The following is a 21,235-nucleotide window of genomic DNA, read 5'->3' as shown; positions in this document are numbered from 1 at the left end:
CGTTCCCGCTTTTTTATTGGCGGTGCATTTATTGGATCCATAATAGTGTTTGATGCGTTATAGAGTTACATTGCTGAAACGGTTGACTAATATTAAATAGCCATCTTTTTGGCGTCATAGAGATAACTTCTCAACTACTTGTAATTATTTGAATTATTTTTACCTCTCTGCCTGAATAAAACATAAAGTCCTGCCGATACTGGTATAAGCCCGCGCGCTTTTCACAGACGTGGCGTTAACCGCCGGGCGGAGCATCGTCGTGTTCCCACCTGGTGGACAGATGGCATGGACGCTAGCGGCCCCCAATGTTCAGAGAGAGCTTCCCATGTCCCTACGTAATATGAATATCGCCCCTCGGGCCTTTCTCGGTTTTGCCTTTATCGCATTGCTGGTGGTGGTGTTGGGGGTGTTTGCACAAACGCGCATGACGGTCATCCGTCAGGCCTCGGTCGATATGGACAGCAACCAGTTGCCGAGCGTCGGCTATCTGAGCAATGTGATCGAAGGGGTCCTGCGCTTGCGCATCCTGTCGTTTCGCGTGCTGATCAATCGCGAGCCCGCGGCCTTGCAGGAAGCCGACACCCGTATCGCCTTCCTCACGGACAAGATCCGCAAGGATCAGAAGAGTTATGCCGATTTGCCTTCCGCGGGCGAGGAGCTGGCCAAGTACAAGGAGTTCGCCGCCACGCTCGATACCTATCTCAGGGACCAGGGGCAGATGCTCGAACTGTCGCGCCAGAACAGGATCGATGACATGCGCAACCTGATCAACAACCAGATCAAGGCCGGCACCGACCTGATGGGCGCGCAGCTCAACCAGTTGATGGACATCAACAAGGCCGGGGCCAAGGCTGCCTCGGCAGAAGCCGGCCGGCAGTATGACAACGCAAGCCTGGGCATTATCAGTGTCTCGGTCGTCGCGGCATTGATGACCGTGCTGCTCGCCTGGCTGCTGACCCGCAGTATCGTCACTCCGTTGAACAAGGCATTGGCCGCGGCCGAGAGCATTGCCGGCGGCAACCTGACCAAGCCGATCGAGGTGGACGGCAAGGACGAACCGGCGCGTTTGCTCACGGCGTTGGCGGCCATGCAGGGCAGCCTGCGCAAGACCATCGAACAGATTTCCGGCTCGGCCACCCAGCTTGCCTCCGCGGCGGAAGAACTCAGCGCGGTGACTGAAGAGGCTTCCAGGGGCTTGCAGCAGCAGAACAACGAAATCGAACAGGCGGCCACCGCGGTCAACGAGATGACCAGTGCCGTTGAGGAAGTGGCGCGCAATGCGGTCTCGACGTCCGAGGCGTCCCAGCAATCCAACCTGGCGGCGCGCGAAGGCCGCGACCGGGTGGTGGAAACCGTCGGCGCGATCCAGGCCATGACCCAGGACGTGCAGAACACTTCCGTGCTGATCGAAGGCCTGGCGACGCAGGGGCGGGATATCGGCCAGGTACTGGACGTGATTCGGGCGATTGCCGAGCAGACCAACCTGCTGGCGCTCAACGCCGCCATCGAAGCGGCCCGTGCCGGTGAGGCCGGTCGTGGCTTCGCCGTGGTCGCCGACGAAGTCCGGGCCCTGGCCCATCGTACACAGCAGTCGACCCGGGAAATCGAACAGATGGTGGCGGGGATCCAGAACGGCACCGGCGAGGCGGTGCAATCGATGCAGCAGAGCAACCAGCGGACCCAGACCACTCTGGAAATGGCCCGCGCCGCCGGTGTCGCCCTGGAACAGATCACCCACTCGATCAACCTGATCAACGAGCGCAACCTGGTGATCGCCAGTGCTTCGGAAGAGCAGGCGCAAGTCTCCCGGGAAGTCGATCGCAACCTGGTGAATATCCGCGACCTGGCGACCCAGTCGGCTGCCGGGGCCAACCAGACCAGTGCGGCCAGCCATGAGCTGTCACGCCTGGCGGTGGACCTGAATGCGATGGTGGCGCGTTTCGTTATCTAAGCGCCGGATGATGGACCGTTCCCACGCTCTTGTGGGAGCGGGCTTGCCCGTGCAGCGTTGATCCGTGAAGCAGGGCGTAGGAATGATCCCATCCTCGCCCTGCGTGCGCTAAAGGCTCAGATAGCGCCGCAACTGCGCCAGCAGCTTCTCGTACAGCAGATCCACTTCCTGGGCCATTCCCCGTGCCCGCAGGCAGCCATGGACCAGTCCCAGGCCCAGATGCAGGCTGGCGGTGCCGCCGGCCTGCTTCAACCGCTCGAAATAACACACCCCGTCATCCCGCAGCGGATCGTATTGCGCCACGGCAATAAAGGCCGGGGCCAGGCCGTGGAAATCCGTGGCCTGCAAGGGCATGGCATAGGCCGAGGGTTTGCCCGGGCCCGGCAGGTACAGCGTGTGGTAGCAATGCACGTCGCTGGCGCTGAGCAACGGCGCATCCGCGCACTCGCTGCGTGAAGGCAGTCCGTCATCACCGCCCAGCCCCGGGTAGATCAGGGCCTGTACCAGCGGCTGGGGCTCCCCGGCATCGCGCAAGGCCAAGCACACGGCTGCGGCGAGGTTGCCGCCGGCGCTGTCGCCGGCAATCGCCAGGCGGTTGCGGTCCAGTTGCCAGTCTTCGGCGTCGTTGCGCAAGCTGCGCCAGACGGCCAGGCAATCGTCGAAGGCTGCCGGAAAGGGCTGTTCCGGTGCCAGCCGGTAGTCGACCGCGACCACCACGGCCTTGAGCAGCGATGCCAGTTCGGCGGTGATGAAATCATGGGAGTCGAGATCGCCCACCACCCAGCCACCACCGTGCAGATAGACCACGCAAGGCCAGCCGTCTGCTGGACGAGGGGAGGTGGGCCGGTACTGGCGCACGGGCACCCCGGCGATCCGCTGCTCGCTGACCGCGATATTGGCCGGGCGTGGAGGGGTAAAGGCCTTGCACATCTCGCTGTAGCCGATGCGCAGGCCCTGGATGCTGCTGTCCGGGTAACCGAAGCCGAGGGTCTTGTCGACAAAGGCGCTCAGTTCGGGAGAAAGAGGGTAGTTGCTCATTGGGGTTCCATGGTTACAGGGCGCGAAGCCTGTAGGCGTGCGGTTCATGCAGGAGCGGGCTGGCCCGCGAAGCTCCAGCAACCTCAAGGTCCTCTTCGCGGGCGAGCCCGCTCCCACAATGTCAGCTCCCACACAAGCCCGCTCTCACAAGCTCTGCACTGATCTTTACTTCAAGCTGGCCTGCACGGTCGCCACGCCATCCTTGCCGTCGATGCTGGTGACACCGGCCAGCCAGCGCTGCAGATCCTCGGGGTGATCACGCAACCATTTCTTCGCCACGTCCTGGGGTGTCTGGCGCTCCATGATCGGCACCATCAACTGGCTTTCCTGGGCGGCGGTGAAGGTCAGGTTTTCCAGCAGCTTGTTCACGTTCGGGCAACGCTCGGCGTAGTCCGGGGCCGTGACGGTGGAGACTGTCGCGGCGCCTTCGTTGGGACCATAGACATCTTCGCTGCCGGTCAGGTAGGCGATCTTCATGTTGATGTTCATCGGGTGCGGCGTCCAGCCGACGAAGACCACGAACTCCTTGCGATTGACGGCCCGCTGTACCGCCGCGAGCATCCCGGCTTCACCGGACTCGACCAGCTTGAATCCCTTGAGGCCGAAGTGATCGGTGTCGATCATAGTCTTGATGGTGGTGTTGGCGCCGCTGCCCGGTTCGATCCCGTAGATGGTGCCCTTGAGCTGGTCCTTGAACTTGGCGATATCGGCAAAGGTCTTCAGTCCGGCGTCGGCGACATATTGCGGGACGGCCAGGGTCGCCTGGGCGTCGGCCAGACTCGGCTTGGCCATGACCTTGACCTGGTTGGCGGCCACGAACGGCTCGATATTCTTGTCCATCGCCGGCTTCCAGTAGCCGAGGAAGATATCCAGGCGCTTGTCGCGGATACCGGCAAAGATGATCTGCTGCACGGCACTGGTCTGCTTGCTTTCATAGCCCAGGCCGTTGAGCAGTACGTCCGCCATGCCGCTGGTGGCGATGACGTCGGTCCAGTTGACGACACCCATGCGCACGCTCTTGCAGGAGGCGTCGTCGCTGGCGAATGCCGGGTTGCTCAGGAGTGCGGTACCGCAGAGGAACAGACAGCTGGTGAACAGTCTTTTCATGTTGGAAGGTCTCGCGGCAGGTCGTTTATTGTCGAGGCCGGTGTCTTCATGCACCGTCCGGCCACGTTACGCAGCCGTTAGCTGGCAAAAGCGCACCAGGGCGACCGGCTTTTGCACTGCAGCGACTCCCTGCCGTTATATCAGCAAGTCATACCCACAGGCTCAGCCAGGCTGAAACCAGCAACAGCAACGCCATGCAGCGGTTGAAACGCCGCATCGCCAGGGGCGAGCGAAACAGCCGGGCCGAGCCGACCCCCAGCACGGCCCACAGGCCCATGCAGGGCAGCGACACCAGGAAGAACACCAGGGACAGCGACAGCACATGGGCCTGGCGTTCGGCGCCGCTGCCGGCGAACACCCCGACCACCGCCAGGGCCATCATCCACACCTTGGGGTTGATCAGTTGCAGGCTGGCCGCACCCAGCAGTCCGAGGCGCCTTGCCGGTTCCGCTCCACCGTCGATGACGCTCGCCGGGGCGCTGAAAATCTGCCAGGCGAGGTAGCTCAGCCAGGCGATGCCCAGCCATTGCATGGCGACCTGCACCAGGGGCATGCCGGTCAGCGACTGGCCGACGCCGCTGCCCACCAGCAGCACGATCAGCGCGGCTGCGGCGCAGGCACCGAGAATGATCGGCAGCGCCGCGACCAGGCCGTAGCGGGCACTGTTGCTCAGCACGAGGATATTGGTCGGTCCCGGGGTGATGGAGGCGACAAAGGCAAAGAGCAGGAAGGGCAGCAGGCTCGGAAAGGTGGACAACATGGGCAGGGGCTCCGCGTAGAGATCGATGGGACGATCTTCGCGGCTGCCGCTTCAGGCGTCTGGAAGATTTGAGCAACGCTTGCGGTAGGCTGCCGGGGTCAGGCCATAGGCCCGCAGGAACCAGCGCCCGAGGTGGCTCTGGTCGGCGAAACCGAGGGCCATGGCCACCGTTGCCGGTTGTTCGCCGCGAGCCAGCATCTGCCGCGCCTTGGCCAGGCGCAGTTGCACCAGATAGGCGTGCGGCGGCAGGCCATAGGCCGATTTGAAGGCACGGGTCAGGCGAAAACGATCGACCCCGGTCACCGCCGCCAGGTCGTCGAGGCTCAGGTCATGCTGCAGGTGGGCATGCAGGTATTCCCGGGCGAGCTGCGCCACCCGCGGCAGGCGCGGGTCTTCGCGATAGCGGGTACGCCAGTGCAGATGGCGGGTGAGAGCGTCGAACATCTGGTCCAGGGCACTTTGCCGGACGATGCGCAGTTCCTGGCTGTGGATCGCCTCGAAGGCGGCGCTGGTGGCCTGGGCCAGGCGGCTGTCGCCGGTTGCCAGTGGCGTGGCAAAGGACAGTTGGCTGTTGGCCGGCGCTTCTTCGAACAGCGCGCTCAGCTCCCGCTCCAGCCAGTGGGGATCGAGGTAGAGCGTGCGGTAGGTGAAGCCGCCTTCGGTGGGGGCATCGCCGTCGTGGATCTCGCCCGGTTCGAGCAGGAACACATTGCCCGGCACGCTGTGGTAGCGGGTACGTTGGCAGTTGAATTGCTGCACGCCCTGTTCGGTGACCCCCACCAGGTAGCTGTCATGCCAATGGGCGTCGTAGGCGTGCCCCTTGAAATGGGCGCGGAGGGTTTCGATACCGGTGTCCTGATCCTGAGTCAGGTCGATCCAGTTGTCGGCGTTGCTGGACATGCTGTACCTGGGGGTGTTGGGCATTAGTGCAGGGTGACAGTTAGCGCCGGTTTCCAGGACCAAGTCTAGAAGATCTGTGCAACGAAGGGGTAATCCGCTCGCGGGCCGGGAAGGAGGAGGGTGTCGGGCGGTATTTAAAAGCCCGCGGACCCGTGGCGGCGTTCAATGGGGTGTCTGAGGAAACGTTTCAAGTTCCCGGATTCCTCCATTGATAGGGTATGAAAGTGTCGAAAGTCATTGAAGTCGTCAATCCGCAGGTAGGTCATGTTGAAAGCAGCCATCAGCTTCTGCTTCCGCTCGTTCGTGAGTTCAGTGCAAAGTCCGAGCGCGCCGGGGGCGTGACAGCCAATGGAAAGCCGTCCTACTCGGTGGAACAGGCCGCGACAAATCTGTCGAACGGCTCGACGCCCTGGGCAGATACCGACGGGAACGGGAAGATAGAGCTGACCTACAGCTTCCCCAACGCCTCGCAGCTGTTGTCCAATGATGATTACTATGCGCTGGGGCTCGCCGGGCTCCAGGCGTTCAGTCCCTTGCAGAAAGCCCAGGCGGTGCTGGCCATGCAATCCTGGGCGGACGCCGCCCATATCTCGTTTTCCGAAGCGCCGCACGGCGGCGATGGCCATATCACCTTTGGCGACTACAAGGTGGGAGGCGGAGCGGCCCAGACCATCCGGCCAGGAGACATATCGGGATTGGGCGGGCAGTCCTGGTACAGCATCGCCGACGGTTACGAGGACAACAAGAGTCCGGGGCTCAACAACAATGGCCGGCAGACCCTGACCCATGAAATCGGGCATGTCCTCGGCTTGCCACATCCCGGCAACTACAACGGTGCGGGGGCGAGCTACGCGAGCAATGCCACCTATGCGCAGGACACCCTGGGTTACAGCGTGATGAGCTACTGGAGCGAAACCGCCAGCGGCCAGGACTTCACCCGCAATGACGCGGCCTTCTACGCCTCCGCCCCGTTGATGGACGATATCGCGGCCATCCAGAAGCTCTATGGCGCCAACTGGAGCACCCGTTCCGACGATACGACCTATGGCTTCAACTCCAACACCGGGCGGGACTTCCTCAGTGCCTTTCAATCGTGGGATGCCCTGGTGTTCTGCGTCTGGGACGGTGGCGGCAATGACACCCTAGATTTTTCCGGCTTCACCCAGAACCAGAAGATCAACCTGCACACGGGCGCGTTCTCCGATGTGGGCGGCATGGTCGGTAACGTCTCCATTGCCCAGGGCGTCACGGTGGAGAATGCCATCGGCGGTTCGGGTAACGACCTGCTGATCGGCAACGCCGTGGCCAACGAACTGCGGGGCGGTGCCGGCAACGACGTCCTGTATGGCGCGGGCGGTGCGGACAGGCTGTGGGGCGATGCGGGCAACGACACCTTCGTATTCATGGTCGCTTCCGACTCGGCGCCGGAGGCTGCCGACCGGATCATGGATTTTGTCAGCGGCGAGGACAAGATCGATCTCTCCGGCATCACCCGTGGCGTCGGGCTGAACATCGTCGAGAGCTTCACGGGTGTCGCGGGCGAAGCGCTCCTGAATTATGCCCAAGCCACTGGCGACAGCCACCTTGCCATCGACATCAGCGGCAATGGTCGTGCCGATGTCCTGATCACGGCGGTAGGCCAGATCACCCTGGGCGACATCGTGGTCTGATAGCACTATAGGCAGATAGGGCGACGTTTCTGTGCCACTGTGGTCGACCTGGCGTCGAATCCTGTCTGTAACCGATTTTGCTTATCTGGAGTTGTTATGCGCGCACGTGAATGGGGTATCACTCTGGGCCTGGGTACCCCCGGCCCACTCAATGCCATTACCGATGTCCCCGGAGTCCGGGTCGGCCACAGTACCCTCAAGGCCGAAATCGATGGCAAGCAGGTGCGCACCGGGGTGACGGTGATCCAGCCACGCGCCGTTGCCGCGCGTCAGCAGCCCTGTTTCGCCGGCTGCCATGTGCTCAATGGCAATGGCGATGCCACGGGCCTGGAGTGGGTTCGCGAAGCCGGGTTGCTGACCACGCCGATCGCGATCACCAACACCCACAGCGTCGGGGTGGTTCGCGATGCCCTGGTGGCGCAGGAGCGCGACAGACTCAAGGACCCCGCGGTGTACTGGTGCATGCCGGTGGTGATGGAAACCTATGACGGGGTGCTCAACGATATCTGGGGCCAGCACGTCGGTCCCGCCCAGGTCGAGGAAGCCCTGGCGGATGCCCGCTCCGGGGCGGTTCGCGAAGGCGCGGTGGGCGGCGGTACCGGGATGATCTGCCATGAGTTCAAGGGCGGTATCGGCACCTCGTCACGGCGCTTGCCGGCGGAACAGGGGGGCTGGACCGTCGGCGCGCTGGTCCAGGCCAATCATGGCAAACGCCAGGAACTGCGCATCGACGGTTATCCCGTGGGGCGCCAGTTGACCGGCATCCCTTCGCCTTTCGCCCGGCGTGGCACTCCGGGCATGGGCTCGATCGTGGTGGTCATCGCCACCGACGCACCGTTGCTGCCGCATCAATGCCAGCGTCTGGCGCAACGGGCGTCGATCGGGATCGCTCGCACTGGGGGCGGGACCGAGGATTCCAGCGGCGATATCTTCCTTGCCTTCGCCACCGGCAACGAGCAGATCGCGCCGGCGGACTACGGTCGCAAGGACCTGCCGTTCAGCAGCCCGCTGACGATGGTCAACAACGACCATATCTCGCCCTTGTTCCTCGCGGCGGCCGAAGCGGTGGAGGAGGCGATCATCAACGCCTTGCTCGCCGGCGAAGACATGACCACCGCGGACGGCGTGCGGGTTCCGGCTCTGACGGGCGAAGTTGCCCTGGATGCACTAAGAACGAGCGGGCGACAATAAAAACCAGGCAGTCATGGATGACTGGTCGGTCATTTATTGATGCACTTCGCTTATGCGTTTTTCCAGCTTGAATATTCCTGAAAGTCTGCTTGTTGGCGAGGAATAAAACTGTCAGAAAAAACTTTCAGGTGCATAAGCAATGTTTGCGGGATCTTTCCGAAAAACAGCACTTTGATATCAAAAAAAGCGCTGGACGATTGATTTCAAAATGTGTCAGTTTCTCGCTGCCTTCAAAAAGGGCGAGTGATAGGATGATCTCGCCAAGGGATTGTCGCTATCGGACAAAAACTGTTTCACTTGCAAACAAGGAAGTGTGTTTATGTCGAAAGTCAAAGCGAAAGCTATTGTTTCTTCGGAATCGGCACTGGCGGCCAACGGGACAAGTTCCGCCTTTAACCAGATCGATAGCTTCAGCCATCAATATGATCGTGGCGGCAACCTCACGGTCAATGGCAAACCCTCCTACTCCGTCGATCAGGCCGCCACGCAATTGCTGCGTGACGGTGCCGCCTGGCACGATCTGAACGGCAGCGGCAAGATCGAACTGACCTATACCTTCCTGACATCGCCGACCTCGAACTTCAGCGGTCTGGGGGTTACCGGTTTCAGCCAGTTCAGTGCGTTGCAGAAGTCACAGGCGGTCCTTGCCATGCAATCCTGGGCAGACGTCGCCAACGTGACCTTCACCGAGGCAGCGAGGGGCGGCGATGGTCACATGACCTTCGGTAACTACAGCGGCGGCCAGGAAGGCGCGGCAGCGTTCGCCTTCCTGCCGGGCACCGAGCCTGGCTACGACGGCCAGTCCTGGTATCTGACCGGTAGCGGCTACAACGTCAACAAGACACCGGGCCTGAACAACTACGGGCGCCAGACCCTGACCCACGAGATCGGCCATACCCTGGGCCTGTCCCATCCCGGTGACTACAACGCCGGCGAAGGCAACCCGACCTACAATGACGCCTCCTACGGGCAGGACACCCGCGGCTACAGCGTCATGAGCTACTGGAGCGAAAGCAACACCAGCCAGAACTTCAGCAAGGGCGGTGTCGAGGCCTACTCATCCGGCCCGCTGATGGACGATATCGCGGCGATCCAGAAGCTCTACGGCGCCAACTACAGCACCCGTGCCGGTGATACCACCTACGGTTTCAACGCCAATGCCGGTCGCGACTACCTGAGCGCCACTTCGTCCTCGGACAAGCTGGTGTTCTCGGTCTGGGACGGGGGCGGCAACGACACCCTGGACTTCTCCGGTTTCACCCAGAACCAGAAGATCAACCTGCATGCCGGCTCGTTCTCCGACGTGGGTGGCATGGTCGGCAACGTTTCCATTGCCCAAGGCGTCACGGTGGAGAATGCCATCGGCGGTTCGGGCAACGACCTGCTGATCGGCAACGACGGGGCGAACGAGCTGCGTGGCGGTGCCGGCAACGACATCCTCTACGGCGCCGGTGGTGCGGACAAACTGTGGGGTGGTGCGGGCAACGACACCTTTGTGTTCGCGGCCGTTTCCGATTCGAAACCGCAGGCTGCCGACCGGATCATGGATTTTGTCAGCGGCCAGGACAAGATCGATCTGTCGGGGATCACCCACGGTTCGGCGCTGAACTTCGTCAATGCCTTCACCGGGCATGCCGGCGATGCGGTGCTGACCTATGCCTCGGGCACCAACCTGGGCACCCTGGCGATCGACTTCTCCGGGCATGGCGTGGCTGATTTCCTGGTCACCACGGTGGGGCAGGCGGCAGTCACGGATATCGTCGCCTGAGTCGATGTTCACGAGCAGCGCGCAAGCGCTGCTTCCCGGTCTTGTTGCGAGGGCCCATGATCGACAGACTTTTCCCCCGTGTATTCATGACGTGGCTGATGGCCGCATTGCTGATGGCATCTGGAGCACTTTGCATGGCACGAAGCTTGATTCTTCCCAGTCCCGAAACCCTGGCCGGGAGCTGGCGGTTGTATCGCGAGGACGATCGCGCCCAGGCCTGCGAGCTGGTGCTGGCGGTCCAGGCGCCGAGCCTGGGTGGTGACCTCGAGTGCGTGGCCGGCTGGCTTGGCGAGCGTCCCGCGCGCTGGGAACCGACCCCCGATGGTCTCTGGCTGTATGGCGTCGAGGGCAGCGGTATCGTGCACCTGAACCGGCAGGGGAACGACCTGTACCAGGCGCGCCTGGCGAGTGGCGTTGTCCTGGTGCTGGAGCGACTGCAACCCTGATCGGTCCGAGTACCGACGATCTTGCGTACTGCGCCGGGATAGAGGGAAGTTGTCGGCAAACAAGGCGGGAACAAGGAACTGTTCTGCTGTGAAGTCATGTCAGTCAATATAAGAAAAGAATCATCGGATTATTCATCGGCGATGTTCAGGTGCAATGACCATGAACCCCTGTCGGACGGTCCGGAAGATGGGCGCAATCTTATAGTCGCTCTTCGACGCGACCTGTTTAATTCGCGCCGCTATCCGTTGCTCTATTTCAAATTGTTTCGCCCTCATGGCTTCTGAAGATGCTCTTCGGAAATACCGTGGTGCACGGCCGATCAGGCCGTTGGTAACTGTAAATACATCAGGGAAGATAAATGAAAGTGTTGAAAATGACGCCCGGCACCCCACTGGTCCGAGTGCTCGGTGACTACAAGGGCATTCTGGTCAGCGTCGGTTGTTTCACCGCCCTGATCAACCTGCTGATGCTGGTTCCTTCGATCTACATGCTCCAGGTCTATGACCGGGTGCTGACCTCGCAGAATGAAACCACCCTGGTGATGCTGACGCTGATGGTGGTCGGGTTCTTTGCCTTTATCGGGCTGCTGGAAACGATCCGCAGCTTTATCGTGATCCGCATCGGCAGCGCGCTGGAGCGCCGCTTCAACCTGCGGGTCTACCAGGCGGCGTTCGAGCGCAACCTGTTTCGTGGCGAAGGCCACGCCGGCCAGGCGCTGGGCGACCTGACCCATATCCGCCAGTTTCTCACGGGACCGGCGTTGTTCGCGTTCTTCGATGCCCCCTGGTTTCCGATCTACCTGCTGGTGATCTTCCTGTTCAACCCCTGGCTCGGGGTCTTCGCCAGCGTTGGCGCGCTGCTGTTGATCGCACTGGCCTGTCTCAACGAGTCGCTGACCAAAAAGCCATTGGGCGAAGCCAGCGGCTACTCGCAGAAATCCAGCCAGTTGGCCACCAGCCACCTGCACAACGCCGAGACCATCCAGGCCATGGGCATGCTCGGCGCCCTGCGCAAGCGCTGGTTCCAGATCCATTCGCGCTTTCTCGCCCGGCAGAACCAGGCCAGCGACACCGGGGCAATCGTCGCTTCGTTGAGCAAGTCCCTGCGCCTGTGCCTGCAATCGCTGGTGCTGGGTCTCGGGGCGCTGCTGGTGATCAAGGGCGATATGAGTGCCGGGATGATGATCGCCGGTTCGATCCTGATGGGCCGGGTACTGAGCCCGATCGATCAGTTGATCGCCGTATGGAAGCAGTGGAGTGCGGCCAAGCTGGCCTATCGGCGCCTGGACGATCTGCTGCGCGAGTTTCCCGAAGGTGCATCGCCCATGAGCCTGCCCGAGCCTCGGGGGCAGGTGGCGTTCGAGCAGGTCAGCGCCGGGCCGCCGGGCAGGCGCGGGGCGACCTTGCACCAGGTGAGTTTCCGCCTGGAGGCCGGTGAAGTGCTCGGCGTCCTCGGTTCCTCGGGCTCCGGCAAGTCGACCCTGGTACGGGTGCTGGTCGGCGTCTGGCCGACCCTGGGCGGAGTGGTGCGCCTGGACGGGGCGGATATCCATCGCTGGGACCGCAACGAACTCGGCCCGCATATCGGTTATCTGCCGCAGTCGATCGAACTGTTCAGTGGCACGGTCGCCGAGAATATCGCCCGCTTCAGCGATGCCGATCCGCAGAAGGTGGTCGCGGCGGCGGTCCAGGCCGGGGTGCACGACCTGATCCTGCGCCTGCCCCAGGGCTATGACACCGTGCTCGGCGACGATGGCAGCGGTCTGTCCGGCGGGCAGAAACAGCGGGTGGCCCTGGCCCGGGCACTGTATGGCGGCCCGCGGCTGGTGGTCCTCGATGAACCGAACTCCAACCTCGATGCCGTGGGCGAGGCAGCCCTGACCGCCGCCATCGCGCAATTGAAGGCCCAGGGCAGCAGCGTGATCCTGGTGACCCACCGTTCCACTTCGCTGGTCCAGGCGGACAAGCTGCTGGTGCTCAACGAGGGGCGGATGCAGGCCTTCGGACCCGGTGCCGAGGTGCTCAAGGCACTGTCCGCCACCGCGCAGGCCGCTACCCCTCAAGCTCCTCAAACAGCTCCGCAACCGGTTCGTGAAGTGTCCCCGGCACCGGCCGGGCTGACCCTGAGCCGACAATACAGCGCGCCGACACGGAGTAGCGGAGCATGAGCCCGGACAGCCTGATGCAGCACGACGACACCCTGGAGCGTCCCGAGCGGGACGCACGGTTTTTTGCCCGGGCCGGCTGGTGGCTGGCGCTGCTGGGCGCCGGCGGCTTTTTTGCCTGGGCGGCCCTCGCGCCGCTGGACCAGGGCATCGCGGTGCAGGGCACCGTGGTGGTTTCCGGCAAGCGCAAGGCCGTGCAGTCCCTGGGCGGCGGCGTGGTCGAGCGGATCCTGGTGCGTGAAGGACAACGGGTGCACCAGGGGCAGCCGCTGTTTCGCCTCGACCAGACCCAGCGCTCGGCCGATGTCCAGTCCCTGCGGGCGCAGTACCGCATGGCCTGGGCCAGTCAGGCGCGCTGGCAGAGCGAACGGGACAATCTGGCGCAGGTGCATTTCCCGGTGGAACTGAGCGGCGATCCCGATCCGCAGCTGAGCCTGGTGCTCGAAGGCCAGCGGCAGTTGTTCAGTAGCCGTCGCGAAGCCTTTGCCCGCGAGCAGGCCGGTATCCGCGCCGGGATCGAGGGGGCCACCGCGCAACTGGCCGGCATGCGCCGGGCCCGTGCCGACATGACTGCCCGTGCCGATTCCCTGCGTCGTCAGTTGGAAAACCTCAAGCCCCTCGCGGACAACGGTTATATCCCCAGCAACCGGTTGATGGAGTACGAGCGCCAGCTATCCCAGGTGCAACAGGACCTGGCGCAGAACACCGGCGAAAGCGGTCGGGTCGAGCAGGGGATCCTCGAGTCGCGACTCAAGCTGGCGCAGCACGCCGAGGAGTACCAGAAGGAGGTGCGCAGCCAGTTGGCCGATGCTCAGCTGAAAACCCTGACCCTGGAGCAGCAACTGACTTCAGCCCGCTTCGACCTGCAGCACAGTGAAATCAGCGCGCCGGCAGAGGGCATCGCGGTCAACCTCGGTGTGCACACCGAGGGCGCGGTGGTCCGGGCCGGCGAGACCCTGCTGGAAATCGTGCCGCAGGGCGAGCGCCTGGAAGTGGAAGGGCATCTGCCGGTGCACCTGGTGGACAAGGTGGGTAGCGCATTGCCGGTGGACATTCTCTTCACCGCCTTCAACCAGAACCGCACGCCACGGGTCGCCGGGGCCGTCAGCCTGATCTCCGCCGACCAGTTGCTCGACGAGAAGACCGGGGCGCCGTACTACGTGCTGCGCAGTTCGGTCAGCGACCAGGCCCTGGAGAAACTCAACGGGCTGGTGATCAAGCCGGGCATGCCCGCCGAAATGTTCGTGCGTACCGGTGAGCGCTCGCTGCTCAACTATCTGTTCAAACCCCTGCTGGACCGCGCGGGTTCTGCGTTGACCGAGGAATAGGATGTTCCGCCTGATGAAAAAACCGCTGTGCGTGGCCGTGGCCCTGCTGTTGTCCGTTTCCCTCGATTGTCAGGCCATGGGGCCGTTCCAGGTCTACGAGCAGGCGTTACGTAATGATCCGGTGTTTCTCGGAGCGCTGAAGGAGCGCGATGCCGGCCAGGAGAACCGCGATATCGGCCGCGCGGGCCTGCTGCCGCGGCTGTCCTACAACTACAATCAGGGCCGCAACGACTCCCGGGCGACCTACCTCAACGAGCGCGGCAACAGTCATGACGACCGGCGCTACACCAGCTCCGGTTCGACGCTGATGCTGCAACAGCCCCTGATCGACTACGAGGCCTACGCCAACTACCGCAAGGGTGTCGCCCAGGCCTTGTTTGCCGACGAGACCTTTCGCGGCAAGAGCCAGGAGTTGCTGGTACGCGTGCTGACCTATTACACCCAGGCGTTGTTTGCCGAGGACCAGATCGAGATCGCCCGGGCCAAGAAGAAAGCCTTCGAGCAGCAGTTCCAGCAGAACGAGCATCTGTTTCGCCAGGGCGAGGGCACCCGCACCGATATCCTTGAGGCCGAGTCGCGGTACGAGCTGGCCACCGCCGAGGAAATAGAGGCGCGCGACGTCCAGGATGCGGCCCTGCGTGAGCTGGGTGCGCTGATCGGCGTGCCGGCGGTCAATGTGACCGAACTGGCGCCCCTGAGCCCGGTATTCCAGTCTTTCCCCCTGGAACCGGCGAATTTCGACAGCTGGCACGAACTGGCGTTGAGCAACAATCCGACCCTGGCGTCCCAGCGCCAGGCCCTGGAGGTGGCGCGTTATGAAGTCGAGCGCAATCGCGCCGGGCACCTGCCCAAGGTCAACGCCTACGCCAGCGTGCGCAAGAGCGAGTCCGACAGCGGCAACACCTACAACCAGCGTTACGACACCAACACCATCGGCATCGAGGTGAACGTGCCGTTGTTTGCCGGTGGCGGGGTGTCGGCGTCGGTACGCCAGGCCAGCGCCAACCTGGAGCAGGCCGAATACGAACTCGACGGCAAGACCCGCGAGACCCTGATCGAGCTGCGCCGGCAGTACAGCGCGTGCCTGTCGGGGGTGAGCAAGCTGCGCGCCTACCAGAAGGCGCTGGCCTCGGCCGAGGCCCTGGTGGTCTCGACCCGGCAGAGCATCCTCGGCGGCGAGCGGGTCAACCTCGACGCGCTGAATGCCGAACAGCAGCTCTACAGCACCCGGCGGGACCTGGCGCAGGCGCGTTACGACTACCTGATGGCGTGGACCAGGCTGCATTACTACGCCGGCACCTTGCGCGAAACCGACCTGGCCAGGGTCGATGAGGCTTTTGTGGGACGAGGGTCTTGATGAGCGCTTTCGACAGGACTTTTCACGGTGCAAATCATTGAATATGCGCGCCGCTTTTACGCGGCCCAAGTGCTCTATCGGTTTGCTTTGTGAAAAAGGATTTCATCATGCTGACAACTAACACGCCTGCTCAAACAAGCTTTGCCTACAAGTATGCCAACCATTTCAAGAAGGTGTCCGATCGTAATATGGAGCTGTTCCATCAGCAAAAGCCCTCCTATTCGAACGACCAGGCGGCAGTGGCGCTGACGGCTGGGGCAAAAGCCTTTCAGGATCTGGATGGCGATGGCAAGGTCAACATCAACTATGAATTCCTGGGGCCTGTATACGGACCGAGATTCGCCAGCCTGTTCGATCTTGACGGGTTTACCCCCTTCAACGCGCAACAGCAGGAGCAAACCAGGTCAGCCCTGCAATCCTGGTCGGACGTGGCGAATGTGAGCTTTCAGGAAGGTTATTCGGGCAGCTACGACGGTCTTCTGTATTTTGGCAACTATCGGGTCAACCATGACGACGACGGTGAAGCTGCCTTCAATCAGAACTTCTTTGGGTATGGCAATCAGTCGGCCTATGTCTGGACAAAAATCAACGCCACGTACGGTATCAACAAGGCACCCGATCTCAATAATTATGCCCGGCTGACATTGACTCACGAAACAGGGCATGCACTCGGGCTTGAACATCCCGGTGATTATCAGGCCAGTACCTCTGCATCGCCGACTTATCAGGACGATGCGGGCTATGTGCAGGATACCGCTGCTCATAGTGTCATGAGCTACTGGGGCGAAGATTACTCCGGACATGATTTCAGCGAAGATCATTCGGCGTACCTGCTGGAGAACTATTTACCGCTCGGCTTGCTGTTGGGGGCACCCATCGCGGCTGTCCGCGAGGCCTATCTGAACTATTTTTATCCCGAGGATCACCTGCGCACGCATTCGTCCGGGCCCCTGCTGGACGATATCACCGCTATCCAGATGCTCTACGGGGCCAATATGACTACCCGGGTCGATGACACGACCTATGGGTTCAATTCCAATACCGGTCGTGACTTCCTGAGTCTTGCCTCTGCCGCGGACAGGCCGTTGTTCGCGGTCTGGGATGCCGGCGGCAACGATACGCTGGATTTTTCCGGTTTCTACCAGGACCAGAAGATCAATCTCAACGAGCTGTCTTTCTCCGATGTCGCGGGCCTGGTGGGCAACGTTTCCATTGTCAGGGGCGTCACCGTGGAGAACGCCATTGGCGGTTCCGGCGATGACCTGCTGATCGGTAACGCGGTGGCCAACGACCTCAAGGGTGGTGCCGGCGACGACATCCTCCACGGTGGCGGGGGCGGCGATCGGTTCTGGGGCGGGGCCGGCGAGGACACCTTCATGTTTATCCAGGTGGCGGATTCCGCGCCTGATGCGAGCGCCCGGATCATGGACTTTACCAGTGGCGAAGACATGATCGACCTGTCCGCGATCACCGGGGGAAAGGCACTGAATTTCGTCGATGCGTTCACCGGCAAGGCGGGCGAGGCACTGTTGGCTTTCGCCACGGACACCGGCCTGGGAAGCCTGGCGATCGATTTCGGCGGAACCGGAAAGGCGGATTTCCTGATCACGACGGTGGGCCGCGCCGCGGTCACGGATATCGTGGTCTGACCTGATGCACAGGAGCAGCACTTCGGGTGCTGCTCCCGCGGTTGCAGGATGCGCCGCCGACAACGCTTTCTCGACAATTTCAACAACAGAGAGGCAATACCATGGGTGTTTTTGACTATAAAAACGCGGGTTCCGAGGTCTCCAAAGCGCTGTATTCCGACGCGATGGCGATCACCTTGTACTCCTATCACAACCTCGACAACGGCTTTGCCGTGGGTTACCAGCAGAATGGCTTCGGCCTCGGACTGCCGGCGACCCTGGTCAAGGCGCTGATCGGCGGCACCGATGCGCAGGGGGTCATCCCCGGGGTTCCCTGGAACCCCGATTCGGAAAAGGCCGCGCTGGCGGCGGTGAAGGCGGCCGGCTGGACGCCGATCAGCGCCACGCAACTGGGCTACGACGGCAAGACCGATGGCCGGGGTACCTTCTTCGGTGAAAAAGCCGGCTACACCACCGGCCAGGCGGAAGTCCTCGGCAAATACGACGCCAGCGGCCACCTGACCTCCATCGGCATCTCCTTCCGCGGTACCAGCGGGCCGCGGGAGACGGTGATCAGCGACACCATCGGCGACGCGATCAATGACCTGCTGGCGGCCATCGGTCCCAAGGATTACGCCAGGAACTACAGCGCCAATGCCTTCGAGGGCCTGCTCAAGAGCGTCGCCGCCTTCGCCGTGGCCAACGGCCTGGCCGGCAAGGATGTGCTGGTCAGCGGCCACAGCCTCGGCGGCCTGGCGGTCAACAGCATGGCGGACCTGAGCAAGGACCACTGGGGCGGTTTCTACAAGGAGGCCAACTACATCGCCTTCGCCTCGCCGACCCAGAGCGGCGCGGGCACCCAGGTGCTGAATATCGGCTATGAAAACGATCCGGTGTTCCGTGCCCTCAACGGCTCCAGCCTGACTCCGGCGACCCTCGGGGTACACGATGCCAACAAGGCGTCGGCCACCAACAATATCGTCAGCTTCAACGACCACTATGCCTCCGATGCCTGGAACGTCCTGCCGTTTTCCATTGGCAATGTCGCCACCTGGATATCCCATCTGCCGACTGCCTATGGCGACGGCATGAACCGCATCCTCCACTCGAAGTTCTATGACCTGACCAGCAAGGATTCGACCATCATCGTCGCCAACCTGTCCGATCCGGCGCGTGAGAAGACCTGGGTCCAGGACCTCAACCGTAATGCCGAAACCCACAGCGGGGCGACCTTTATCATCGGCAGCGAGGCCAGCGACCTGCTCAAGGGCGGACGGGGCAACGACTATCTGGAGGGCGGTGGCGGCAACGATACCTTCCGCGATGAGGGCGGCTACAACATCATTCTTGGCGGCCAGGGCAACAACACCCTCGATTTGCAAAAGTCGCTGGGCAGCGTCGATATCGCCAATGACGGCCAGGGGACCTTGTATATTCGTGATGCCCAGGGCGGGATCACCATCGCCAAGGATATCGGCACCCTGATCAGCAGTGAACCGCACCTGGTGTTCCTGACCCGGGACGTGGCCCACAAGGTCGGCAACCAGAGCCTGTCCGATGGCGCGTATGTCAGTTCGCAGGTCGGCGGCAGCGGGGCGGACACCCTGACGGCGAAGGCCCCGGGCGAATGGTTGCTGGGCAACGACGGCAACGATCACCTGATCGGCGCGGTGAAGGGCGGGAACCTGTTTATCGGTGGCGCCGGCAATGACCTGATGGATGCCAGGGGCGGCGGTAACACCTTCCTCTTCAACGGCGCCTTCGGCCAGGATCGCGTGACCGGCTTCCAGGCGTCCGACAAGCTGGTGTTCATGGGTTATGCCGACTCACAGGGGCACAACATCCTTGATCATGCCAGGGTGGTCGGGCAGGACACGGTGTTGAGCTTCGGCGCGGATTCGGTGACCCTGGTCGGGGTCGGTCTGGATACGCTCAAAGGCGCGAGCGTGGTGATCGCCTAGAGAAGCCCGGGTGCTCCCACGGTCCGTGGCGCCCATTGGGAGTTGGGTGTGAGCGATCACCCTGTGGGAGCGAGCTTGCTCGCGAAGGCGTCGGCCTGCGCGCCGCCCATGTCGGTGAATGGCCGCCGCTGGCGGTTCGCGGGCAAGCCGGCTCCCACGGGGAGCGGGGAGGTCTTGGGAGCGGCCCACCTAGGGCCGTTTCAACAGCACGAAATCGTTCTTGTCGAAGCGCCCGCCGAGTACTGGCACCAGGGCGCCGATCGGCGAACCCTGCAGCTTCTGGAAATCCTGCTTGTCCATCACCAGCCATGCCGGGCCGGTCACGGCCTGGAGCTGTTCGGCGGTGCCGGTGAACACTGGCTGGAGGTCTTCGTCGAGATTGACCATGAACTTGATCGCCTTCGCATCCTTGCCCATGGCGTGCAGGACCACGGGGGCCGGATCCTGATGGATCAACTGCTGGGCGGCACGGGTGAAGGTGCGGGTGTCGTAGGCGGTGCGTTGCACCGGCTCGACAATCAGAATGTAGCCGATCCACATGGCCAGTACCGCACAACCGGCCAGGCCCAGGGCGCGCCAGCGGGCCTTGAACAGCAAGGCCACGGCGACCGCCTGCAAGACGCCCAGCAGCCAGGGGGCGGCCCCCAGTGTCGGCAGCTCCTCGGGAAAACGTCGGTGCAGCATGATCATCCCGGCGATCAGCAGGCCCGGCAGGATCAGCCAGATTCCCTGGGTCAGGCCCCGCAACCAGGCGAACAGCCGGCCCTGGGTCACCTGGAAGGGGAACGCCGCGACAATGGCGATCATCGGCAGCATCGGCAGGATGTATCGGGCCTTCTTCGCCTGCGGCACGGACAGGCCGAGCATCACGATCAGCCCGGCGGCCAGGCAGTACAGCACCAGTTGCAGGGCCGCGCCGCGCGGCTGGCGACAGTTTGCCAGCAAGGCGGCGACCACCAGTACCGCCAGCGGATAGGCCAGCGCGTAATTGCCGAACGAGCTGCTGAAGTAATACAGGACATCGCTGGAACCTTCACTGCCGTCCATGCGTCCGGTGAACTGCATGCGGATCACTTCCGCGAGGAAGACGCTGCCGCCGTCGAGCCAGGCCAGCCAGAGCAGCAGGCCGATGCAGGCGACCAGCAGGGCCAGGGCTTGCAGGCCGAAGACCAGGAAACGCCGCCAGTGGCCGCCCAGCAGATAGAAGCTGCACAGCATGCCGGTGGGGATCACCAGGCCGATGGGGCCGCGAATGGCGAAGCCCAGCACCAGCAGCGCGAGGATCCAGGCAGTCCGTTTCGGCGCGGCGAAATGCTCGGCGGCGTAGCCCAGATAGAACACCGAGAAGCCGACCGCGGCCAACATCAGGTCCAGCGAGACAGCACGGGTTTCGGTGATAAAGGTGTTGCTCAGCAACAGCAGGGCGATGCTCAGCAGCGCCCAGCGTGGTGAATAGGGTGCGACCAGCCGGTACATCAGCACCACGATCCAGGCCGCCGCCAAGGCACTGGGCAGCCAGGCCGCGAGGGCGTTGACCGTACCGAAGGGCAGGGCGAACAGCCAGACCAGGAAAGTCGAGAAGGCCGAGTAGTCGGGATAGGGTTCGCCGTAGGTGGTGGGAAAGAATCCCGGACCGTGACGGAGCATTTCCTGGGCGAACAGCACGAAGCGCGAATCGAAACCGATGGCGGCCTGCTGGTGGACTCCGGCGAGGAACAGCAGCAGGGCGATCAGGCCCAGGCCGAGGGAGTGGCGATTCAGGGTGTGGCGAGAGGCGGGGAGCAATGTCACAGTGAGGTCCTTGTCCAAGGATTGTTCCCACACCCTGCGTGGGCATGCAGTCCGTGACGCCTTGCGTCACAAAGCGGACGCAGAGCGTCCCGATAGGCATTCCCACGCGGAGCGTGGGAACGATCAACGCGGGGCGTCCCGAGGGGCATTCCCACGCAGAGCGTGGGAGTGATC

15 protein-coding genes and 1 pseudogene are annotated in these 21,235 nt (G+C 62.8%); 11 read left to right on the top strand and 5 right to left on the bottom strand.

The features are described 5' to 3' along the window. Nucleotides 1-280: 280 nt before the first annotated feature. A pseudogene (locus ACL9RJ_RS03300) lies at nt 281-1,093 on the top strand (MCP four helix bundle domain-containing protein); the annotation flags it as partial. Then, nucleotides 1,088-1,951 carry a methyl-accepting chemotaxis protein gene (locus tag ACL9RJ_RS03295; protein ID WP_420902255.1) on the top strand — a complete coding sequence of 288 codons (864 nt, stop codon included), beginning with the start codon at nt 1,088-1,090 and terminating at the stop codon, nt 1,949-1,951. The pseudogene ACL9RJ_RS03300 and the gene ACL9RJ_RS03295, both read left to right, overlap by 6 nt. 108 nt (nt 1,952-2,059) lie before the next feature. On the opposite strand, the gene ACL9RJ_RS03290 is transcribed toward ACL9RJ_RS03295, so the two are convergent. From ACL9RJ_RS03290 to ACL9RJ_RS03275, 4 genes are all read right to left on the bottom strand, one after another. After that, nucleotides 2,060-2,989 (bottom strand): alpha/beta hydrolase, encoded by a 930-nt coding sequence (locus ACL9RJ_RS03290; RefSeq protein WP_422764879.1) that lies wholly within the window; start codon nt 2,987-2,989, stop codon nt 2,060-2,062. 165 nt (nt 2,990-3,154) lie between these two features. Further along, nucleotides 3,155-4,096 (bottom strand): choline ABC transporter substrate-binding protein, encoded by a 942-nt coding sequence (locus ACL9RJ_RS03285; protein ID WP_017127338.1) that lies wholly within the window; start codon nt 4,094-4,096, stop codon nt 3,155-3,157. A gap of 148 nt (nt 4,097-4,244) precedes the next feature. Continuing rightward, nucleotides 4,245-4,856: a LysE family translocator gene (locus ACL9RJ_RS03280; RefSeq protein WP_017127337.1), complete on the bottom strand. Its 612-nt coding sequence runs from the start codon at nt 4,854-4,856 to the stop codon at nt 4,245-4,247. Nucleotides 4,857-4,907: 51 nt separating this feature from the next. Further along, nucleotides 4,908-5,756, bottom strand: coding sequence for an AraC family transcriptional regulator (locus ACL9RJ_RS03275; RefSeq protein ID WP_177082279.1), 849 nt, complete (start codon nt 5,754-5,756; stop codon nt 4,908-4,910). Between the two features lie 218 nt (nt 5,757-5,974). Here ACL9RJ_RS03275 and ACL9RJ_RS03270 point away from each other — a divergent pair, with 218 nt between their 5' ends. The 9 genes from ACL9RJ_RS03270 (at nt 5,975) to ACL9RJ_RS03230 (ending at nt 19,270) form a co-directional block, all read left to right on the top strand. Beyond that, nucleotides 5,975-7,426, top strand: a complete 1,452-nt coding sequence (locus ACL9RJ_RS03270) for a serralysin family metalloprotease (RefSeq protein WP_212811094.1) — start codon at nt 5,975-5,977, stop codon at nt 7,424-7,426. Between the two features lie 96 nt (nt 7,427-7,522). After that, a complete protein-coding gene (locus ACL9RJ_RS03265; RefSeq protein ID WP_422764878.1) occupies nt 7,523-8,617 on the top strand; it encodes a P1 family peptidase in 1,095 nt (364 codons plus the stop codon). A gap of 319 nt (nt 8,618-8,936) precedes the next feature. After that, nucleotides 8,937-10,385 (top strand): serralysin family metalloprotease, encoded by a 1,449-nt coding sequence (locus ACL9RJ_RS03260; protein WP_017127334.1) that lies wholly within the window; start codon nt 8,937-8,939, stop codon nt 10,383-10,385. Nucleotides 10,386-10,519: 134 nt separating this feature from the next. Beyond that, nucleotides 10,520-10,831, top strand: a complete 312-nt coding sequence (locus tag ACL9RJ_RS03255; RefSeq protein WP_103032697.1) for a protease inhibitor Inh/omp19 family protein — start codon at nt 10,520-10,522, stop codon at nt 10,829-10,831. A gap of 359 nt (nt 10,832-11,190) precedes the next feature. Next, nucleotides 11,191-12,999, top strand: a complete 1,809-nt coding sequence (locus ACL9RJ_RS03250) for a type I secretion system permease/ATPase (RefSeq protein WP_017127332.1) — start codon at nt 11,191-11,193, stop codon at nt 12,997-12,999. Continuing rightward, entirely contained in the window at nt 12,996-14,324 is a 1,329-nt protein-coding gene (locus ACL9RJ_RS03245; RefSeq protein WP_177131111.1) for an HlyD family type I secretion periplasmic adaptor subunit, read from the top strand. Before ACL9RJ_RS03250 ends, ACL9RJ_RS03245 begins: the two co-directional genes overlap by 4 nt. A 1-nt stretch (nt 14,325) precedes the next feature. After that, nucleotides 14,326-15,681, top strand: coding sequence for a TolC family outer membrane protein (locus tag ACL9RJ_RS03240; RefSeq protein ID WP_017127330.1), 1,356 nt, complete (start codon nt 14,326-14,328; stop codon nt 15,679-15,681). A 107-nt stretch (nt 15,682-15,788) separates the two neighbouring features. After that, the gene (locus ACL9RJ_RS03235) at nt 15,789-17,330 is read left to right on the top strand and encodes a M10 family metallopeptidase C-terminal domain-containing protein (RefSeq protein WP_178990178.1); all 1,542 of its coding nucleotides are present in this window, start codon (nt 15,789-15,791) and stop codon (nt 17,328-17,330) included. Between the two features lie 101 nt (nt 17,331-17,431). Continuing rightward, nucleotides 17,432-19,270 carry a polyurethanase A gene (locus tag ACL9RJ_RS03230; protein ID WP_017127328.1) on the top strand — a complete coding sequence of 613 codons (1,839 nt, stop codon included), beginning with the start codon at nt 17,432-17,434 and terminating at the stop codon, nt 19,268-19,270. A gap of 189 nt (nt 19,271-19,459) precedes the next feature. Here ACL9RJ_RS03230 and ACL9RJ_RS03225 read toward each other — a convergent pair whose 3' ends face one another. Next, nucleotides 19,460-21,061: an ArnT family glycosyltransferase gene (locus ACL9RJ_RS03225; protein WP_017127327.1), complete on the bottom strand. Its 1,602-nt coding sequence runs from the start codon at nt 21,059-21,061 to the stop codon at nt 19,460-19,462. Nucleotides 21,062-21,235 lie beyond the last annotated feature (174 nt).

Source organism: Pseudomonas sp. Mn2068 (assembly GCF_049319725.1).
Taxonomy (GTDB): domain Bacteria; phylum Pseudomonadota; class Gammaproteobacteria; order Pseudomonadales; family Pseudomonadaceae; genus Aquipseudomonas; species Aquipseudomonas gingeri.
This window is presented reverse-complemented; position numbering and strand designations above follow the sequence as displayed.